The sequence below is a fragment of the Microcoleus sp. D2_18a_D3 genome (assembly GCF_036702455.1).
Taxonomy (GTDB): Bacteria; Cyanobacteriota; Cyanobacteriia; order Cyanobacteriales; family Microcoleaceae; genus Microcoleus.
Genome location: NZ_JAUBTK010000085.1, coordinates 26,184 through 34,016, shown reverse-complemented (window position 1 = coordinate 34,016; position 7,833 = coordinate 26,184). Strand labels below are relative to the sequence as shown.

3 protein-coding genes and 1 pseudogene are annotated in these 7,833 nt (G+C 48.5%); 2 read left to right on the top strand and 2 right to left on the bottom strand.

Features of this window, described 5'->3' with window-relative positions:
* Together QUB06_RS28060 and QUB06_RS28055 are read right to left on the bottom strand one after the other, a co-directional pair.
* The coding region (locus QUB06_RS28060) for a toll/interleukin-1 receptor domain-containing protein (RefSeq protein WP_333438063.1) at positions 1-230 on the bottom strand (230 nt) is incomplete at its 3' end.
* A gap of 1,030 nt (positions 231-1,260) precedes the next feature.
* Positions 1,261-2,335, bottom strand: a pseudogene (locus QUB06_RS28055) (IS701 family transposase).
* 1,363 nt (positions 2,336-3,698) lie between these two features.
* On the opposite strand from QUB06_RS28055, the gene QUB06_RS28050 reads away from it, so the two are divergent.
* Together QUB06_RS28050 and QUB06_RS28045 are read left to right on the top strand one after the other, a co-directional pair.
* Positions 3,699-5,177, top strand: a complete 1,479-nt coding sequence (locus tag QUB06_RS28050) for a DUF4231 domain-containing protein (protein WP_333438062.1) — start codon at positions 3,699-3,701, stop codon at positions 5,175-5,177.
* A gap of 247 nt (positions 5,178-5,424) precedes the next feature.
* Complete coding sequence (locus QUB06_RS28045; RefSeq protein WP_333438061.1) at positions 5,425-7,734, top strand: DUF4231 domain-containing protein; 2,310 nt, start codon at positions 5,425-5,427, stop codon at positions 7,732-7,734.
* Positions 7,735-7,833: the final 99 nt, after the last annotated feature.

Genomic DNA, 7,833 nt, shown 5'->3' with positions numbered 1-7,833 from the left:
TTGCCGCAATAAGGCGAGTTGATCGAATGCGGTGCGATGATAAATAAGAAGTTGTTTGCTTTTTCGATGCCGTCGTCTATTTGATTTTGGAAATCGACTCCCAGGGGGATATCGTTTTGGTCGAACCAAATATTCAATCCTTGTTCTCGCAGGCTCTCGTATAACTTTCTGCCGAAACCTAGACTATCTGCTCGTCCGTAAGAGATAAAAGCGTCAAAAATTGTTTTCATGAGGAAGGGATAGGTAAATGCGGAATAGGAAATCGGGAAATTTCCATCATGGAATTAAAACATTTTAGAGAGCGCGAATGGTAGACAGCCACACCGCACAACCTCACGCGATCGGATTGGATGGGACTCGAACAACATCAGGCGCTGCTGAATCAAAGTATGATTTTTCCTGTAGGGGTAATTCTAAGTGCTTACCCCGTCAGCGGTGAGGCAACCACGGGGGGATTGATCCTACAAATTTCATACCCAATTCAGCAATGCCGATTTACGATATCTTGACAATCTAGATATCGTGGGTTGACTTTCTCTATCTCTATCATGGCTTCGGGCCACTGTCTCTGTCAGTCGGAAAAGTCGGATCGTAAAGTCGGAAAAGTCGGATCTTTCCCATAAGTACATAATTTATGGCGTTGCTGAATAAAGGTATGAATTCAAGATTTCGGCATTGCTATCAGCCCGCTTGAGGGTGAGTTTTGTAAGGCTCTGGTGAGTTTTAGTTGATAGTAAAAATAAAACTTCCCGTGGGAAAGGGCCGAAAGCCTGTGTGAGCCAGAGGCTCGCACTACCGTTTCCACCAGCAATTGAGAACAGCCAATTTATTCGTCTACTAGAGAGTTGCTGACGACAATATTGATGCCCTATGGCTTTTTGATTAAGTGCGATCCACAAACACACCATACCATAGATAGATGACAAAGCAATCATTATTTAGAATCCGGGCAAGCGTCAATCAGTGGGAAAAGTAAACACTGTATGGCTTCACGGGGCGACAACCCCGTCAAATTCCGGATCTTCCCAAAAATCGGTGTAGCAGATGGCACACTGGCGGTAAACTGCCAGTAAAAATTGCTAAAGCCCCGGCTCTGGTGAGTTTTAGCGGATAATAAAAATAAAACTTCCCGTGGGAAAGGCCCGAAAGCCGGAGTGAGGCAGAGGGTGACACTACCGTTTTCACCAGAAATCCTGAAAAGCCTTTTGTAACATCAAGCGAAAATTTGATTCATACCCTGAATCCACAACGCCACATTTTCTATGTATTCTCGACTATAAAATCACGGCTAAGGCTCGCCCAAATCTGCTCACGGACAACTAAAGTGAATAGATTCCTTTCGGCTTCATACCAATTGCTAATTATCTTTTTATAGCCCATTAACTCTCATTTAATAAAGGGGGGAAGTGACCAAAATATGTGAGTCTCGATCGCGTGGGTGTCTCTCACCATGAAACGACAAATTCCACATACTTGTTTGAGCGCTCTATGAAAGGTTTCCCAGCCACAATGAACCTCGTGAATTGTCATAAATTCACTTCGGGTTGTCTCTTTGAGCTTTTCCCGCTCTAGCAGATATAAAATATAATTTCTAGAGTCTGCTTTTTTAAAGTCTTTCCTCAAAATTTTATAAATCCCAATTCTTTTAGATGAGCCACTAATCCTTCCTCGGTCATCTCTAAAGTGCTTACTTTACAATACTTGGGCGGCTCATTTGAGACAATGACAATTCTGTTTTTTTTAATTACGAACAGAAAACCCAGTTTCTGGTTGATTATAAACTTTAAGTTTTCTCCTCCTGAATACCAACTATCTCCCGTTACTATTCTTGGTTTCACTCCCCCTTCTCTTATTTCTCTCACTCTTCTCTAAAATAATTGTTTTTGGTTGAACTCTATTTTTTATCGTATATTCTGTAATTAATTGGCACTGAATTACCATAAATATCACTATAATATAGCGTAATTAAGTTCAATTTAATGAGCGGTCTATGGTTTGTCCTGACCCGTAATAGCTAATTAATTCCGTATTTTTGGTTCCGGATATAGCTTTTTTCTAACTGTATCGTCAACACTAAATATTTCCCTTCTAAATTGATAAATTTATCCATCATCTCGAATAAATATTCCGGTTCATAACTCTCTCTAAACAAAAAGCGAGTGACGCCATGAATGGAAAAAGTCTCCCAATATCTCCGCTAACTTATTGCACCCGAAGATTTTTTCCTGATATCAATAAATAAGGTGTAAATGTCTTTATTGGATTGCGGTGTCGAGGTTTTAGTTATTTTTCTGACTGTCCGATCCCCATTAGTAGATGTTCCCTGTTTATCAATGCACTACTTGGTTATATTATCAATGTGTAAGTCCTAAATTAAACAAATTTGTGAGTCGAAATTAGAATTGAGTGATGCACCATGCGACAGTGTTCCCCTCTAGAGTTGGGCGGCCTTTAACCAGCAAAACTTCAGAACCCTCTTCTGTCACTCTCTCGGAGAGCAATCTCTCGAAGCTTTATCAGTCAATCAATACCAGCTATCCTATTACAAAAACTTGGTTGTGGTATTTGTTATTCTCAAAAAATCTTGCGCTCGCTTCGTATACAAAAGCTATAGCATTGAGAAATGACAAAAGTTTTCCGGCGTTGCTGATTCACGGTATGAATCAACTTTTCGCTTGATGTTACAAAAGGCTTTTCAGGATTTCTGGTGAAAACGGTAGTGTCAGCCTCTGCCTCACCCAGGCTTTCGGGCCTTTCCCACAGGAAGTTTTATTTTTATAATCCGCTAAAACTCACCAGATCCGGGGCTTTAGGAATACTGGCAGTTTACCGCCCGTGTGCCCTCTGCTACACCGATTTTTGGGAAGCTTAGGCTGGACTTCCCCTGTACAAATGTACTAACAGTCCTAAAACTTTTACTCAACAAAGGATGCAACTGTTGAGCTGAAAATTTGTACCCCTTTATCAGCAATAGCTGACGCAGGATCTCGCGCTCAATTGTTGTAGATTCAATATAATTGCCGATCGCAAACAGATATCAATCATCTACATGGGTACACATTTTCTGACTCAACAATTGAAACCTTTGTGATGAGAGGTTGTTGAGCTTGGGTAAGTATATTTGCAGGAGGAAGTTCAGTTAGGAATTTGAGGGGGTTGTCACCCCGTGAACCCATACAGTGTTTACTTTTCCCACTGATTCACGCTTGCCCTGATGATAAATAATGATTGCTTTGTCATCTATCTATGGTAGGATGTGTTTGTCCCATAAAACTTACTCAAGAAGCTATAGGGCATCAATATTGTCGTCAGCAACTCTATACAACTCTATAGTAGACGAATAAATTGGCAGTTCTCAATTGGTGGTGGAAACGGTAGTGGGAGCCTCTGGCTCACACAGGCTTTCGGGCCTTTCCCACGGGAAGTTTTATGTTTACTATCACCTAAAACTCACCAGAGCCTTACAAAACTCACCCTCAAGCGGGCTGATAGCAATGCCGAAATCTTGAATTCATGCCTGTATTCAGCAACGCCAGTTTTCCGAGAGTGACAGAAGAAGGATAGTTCATAGGATTCCAGTCGTTGGTCATCAGTCGAACTAACCAAGCGCTTGCGCTATCGAACTTCTGCCTCGTGAAATAAAGGGGGTGAACAACTAGGATTTCGCAGCCACGATGCGGATCTAAACAATATAGTGCATGCAAACAGAAGTCCACATGGCGAAAAAGACCTCGTATTACGACTACCTGCGCCAAGAAATGACCGATATGGTCGAGCAACTGGAGCTACCCGATCTTTGCAAACAGTCGCTGAAAAGTCGCTGGCTCGATCAAGTGGTTTGGGCGGATAAGAAAGCCGAAGAATGCCGTCGCTGGCACTATCGCTTGCGCCTGACGGCGATCGTCGGTGGTGTACTGTTGCCTGCCGTAGTTGGAATTAACTTTCAACTGGGCAAAGATAATGAATACTTTCGCTTTTGGTTTCCTTACGTCCCGTTTGTCTTGAGCCAAATTATCGCAGTCAGTGCGGCAGCGGAAGAATTTATGCGCTTTGGCGATCGCTGGCGCGAGTACCGACAACTAGCCGAAGAGCTCAAAGCAGAAGGCTGGGAATACCTGCAATTGAGCGGCCCCTATCGCTACAAAACCCTCGCAGAAGACGATACTCCGCCTCCCCTGTCGCGCAGTCGGATGTCCGAAGTCAGCGTCGAAGACTGGAAAGCCCTCAAACCCCGAAGCGAGAACAAAGAATCTACAACCCACCAAGATGTCTATACGCTGTTTGCAGGTCGGGTCGAAAGCTTGATTAAGAATGACGTACAAAACTATATCACGGCGTTGCAGCAAAAACAGGCTAAGGAGCAAGAGCAAATCAAGCAAATCCTGAAAACCGTCGAGAATGTTTCCACCGATAAAACCTTGTTTGCAAGACCCACTCCTGCCCCTCAACAGCCGCCTTACGGGGCTGCCAACCAGCCTAACAATGGCTATGGAGCCATGGGAATCCCAGCGCAACATCCGGCGTTCAACGCTCCAGGGCAACCCTCGATCGCACCAGTCCCCCCTCAGAATACCCCGATGCCGCAAACCGCGTGGGCCCAACCTCCCGCCGCCTTTGCACCCCCACCCCCACCGAGTGCCCCAATGCCTCAGCCGACTGTAGCCCAGCCTCCTACCGGGTTTGCGCCTCCACCGGCACCGACGCAAATGGCTTTTGCCCAGCCTCCTGCGGCGTTTGCAGCAGCCCCCTCTGCTAGCGCTCCAGTGCAGCAAACCGCGAGCGCCGACCTGAATGCTCGCATCCTCGCCTCCACCCTCAAGCTGCGGGGAATGTCTACGGCCGAGGGCCCTGATGGCGGCAACAACGCCTGCGCCTGGACGGTCAACAAAGTCATTCAGGATGCAAGCCTCACCCCACTTGGCGCCAATCCCAATTACGTTCCCGCAGTCCTGGAGGCGCTCAAACAAGGGCGAGGACAACTGGTGCCGAGAGAATCGGCGAAAGCGGGCGATTTGGTGGTTGCGGATGGAGAAGCACACATTGGGATTGGACTGACCGATGGTTGCAGTCGAGTCCTCTCCAACTCATCCTCTAGAGCTTGCTTTGTGTGGGAAAGCGATACGGATTTTGACGGCTCCTACGGTGGAAAGAGTACCATTTACCGCCTGAAAACTTAAAAGTTGAAAGTTGAAAGTAGGGGCGCACGGCCGTGCGCCCCTACGTTGAGAGTTAATCATGCTGACTGGATTGAGTATCCCAAATCCGGGACGGAATGCCTCCTCCAAGAATTAAGCTCTTGCCAGTCGGTCTCTAGCTATTATTTTCTGAGGAGCCTGTCGATCAACCTAAAAGATGGGTCGCATATGGGGATTTGACCTAACCTCAGATGTACCCCAGCCCTCTACCCTCTAACAGGACATCCCGATGGCTAAGAAAAAGACCTACGAACAATACCTGCGCGAAGAGTTGGGAAGCTTAGTCGAACAGTTGAACCTCCCCAACCTCTACAAACAGTCGCTCAAACAGCGCTGGATCGATCAGGTAGTGTGGGCGGATAAAAAAGCGGATCAGTGCCGCCGGATGCACTACCGATTGCGTCTGACGACGATTATTAGCGGGGTGGTGCTGCCTGCTCTGGTGGGGATTAATATGCAACTGTCTAAAGATAATGAATACTTTCGCGATTGGTTTCCTTACGTCCCCTTTTTCGTAAGTCAGGTGGTTGCCGTCAGTGCGGCGCTAGATGAGTTTCATCGCTATGGCGATCGCTGGCGAGATTATCGCAAAATGGCAGAAGACCTCAAGGCTGAAGGCTGGCAGTACGTGCAGTTGAGTGGTTCCTACGACAACCTGGTCGACCATATCGACGGCTATGCGACCTTTGCCAGCCGGGTCGAAAGTATCATCAAGAACGACGTACAAAACTACATCGCGACGTTGCAGCAGCAGCAAGCCAAAGAAAACGAGCAAATCAAGCAAATTCTTAAGACAGCCAACACTGTCGCCACCGATAAAACCCTGTTCGATCGACCCGAACCCGTCCGGCCCCCCCAACAGCAACAGCAACAGCAACAGCTTTGGGGGAATCCGGCTCCCGCCTTTCCTGCCCCTGGGGCTGCGGGCATTCTCCAAGTTCGCCAGAATACCGAATTCAAGCTCAGTCCCCAACATTCATCATTGTTGCCCGATAACTATAAGATTTTTGTCGGTGGCGGCAACAGCTTTGGCTTGATGTCGTATGCTCAAGCTGAGAACAATCACCTGCAAGTGGCGATCGATCGCGGACTCGGCCCTGAAAACCGCAACGTCTGGTTTGTCAGCGCACCGGATGTCGCGATCGTCGGCAATACCGGGTCTAGTGGCGCCAATCTCATGGCGACCTCTGCTGCGCCAGCACCGATGATGGGTGCAACGGCCGCCGCTCCAAGCCCGATGATGGCGACCTCTGCTGCTCCAGCACCGATGATGGGTGCAACGGCCCCCGCTCCAAGCCCGATGATGAGCGCTCCTCCGCCCGCGCCCACTGCTCCCCTGGCTCCCTCTGCCCCAGCGGCAAGCAACGGGGCAAGCAACGGGGCTATTCAACTGCCCGTTCCCTTTTTCTCCCAACGAGACAATCTGCAGCAAGCCGACCGAACTTGCAATACCTCCAGTTGTGCGATGGTGGCTAAGTTCCTGGGTGCAAACATTTCCGGGGATGACGACTACTTCCAGTACGTGATTAAGTATGGCGATACCACCGACCATACCGCCCAAACTCAGGCCCTGGCAGAACTGAAAATTCAATCGACCTGGAATACCGCTCTCGATTTTGACGATCTGGATAAATCGTTAGCCAGTGGACTGCCTGCTGTCATTGGTATTCTGCATCGCGGGCCGCAGTCCGGGCCTACAGGCGGCGGGCATATGATTGTGGCGATCGGTCGCAACGCAGACGGCGATTATATTATCAACGATCCGTACGGCAACTTGTTGGACGGCTACGCTTCTAAAGAGGGTGGCGGATTGATCTATTCTCGCCAGGAATTGAGCCGTCGCTGGACGGTAGAGGGTCCGAAAACCGGCTGGGGACGGCTGTTTTACGGCAATAACCCACCGGGTACATCCGCCCAAACTGCACCTGCTCAAACTGCACCTGCCCAAACGGCTCAAACTCTTTTCGCCTCTGGTACGGCTACGGCTGCGAGTCCGACGGCAAGCACCCAATATTTGACGGGCGAGCAACTGATTCAGATTGCCGGATCGAATGCACCGAGCGATCGCCTGCGCCAACTGGCTTCCAGCGTCAACGACGTTCTTAATCACTATCAGATTAATACGCCCCTGCGGATCTGCCATTTCATCGCTCAGGTGGCTCACGAGTCGGACTGTTTCAATGCGATGGAAGAATATGCTTCTGGTGAAGACTACGAGGGACGGGACGATTTGGGCAACACCCAACCGGGCGACGGCGTACGCTTTAAGGGACGGGGGTTAATGCAACTGACCGGAAGAGCGAACTATGCGGATTTTTCTAAGGCAATGAATAAGGATTTTATCGCTCAACCCCAACTCGTCGGACAGATTCCGTTTGCCATTTGGGTCGCAGGCTGGTACTGGGATACCCGACACCTCAACGAGTATGCCGATCGAGACGACCTCGAAGGAGTCACCCTCCGCGTGAATGGGGGTTACAACGGCCTCGAAGATCGCCGGGACTATTTGCAAAAAGCGAAGTCGGTGCTGCGTGCCTAACTGGCATCAGTAAGTAGGGCTTGCTGAATAAGCCTAAAACCCTTACCTCAAAAGACTTTGACTCGCGTTCGGCGTTGACAACGTGTAAGACTATGAGCT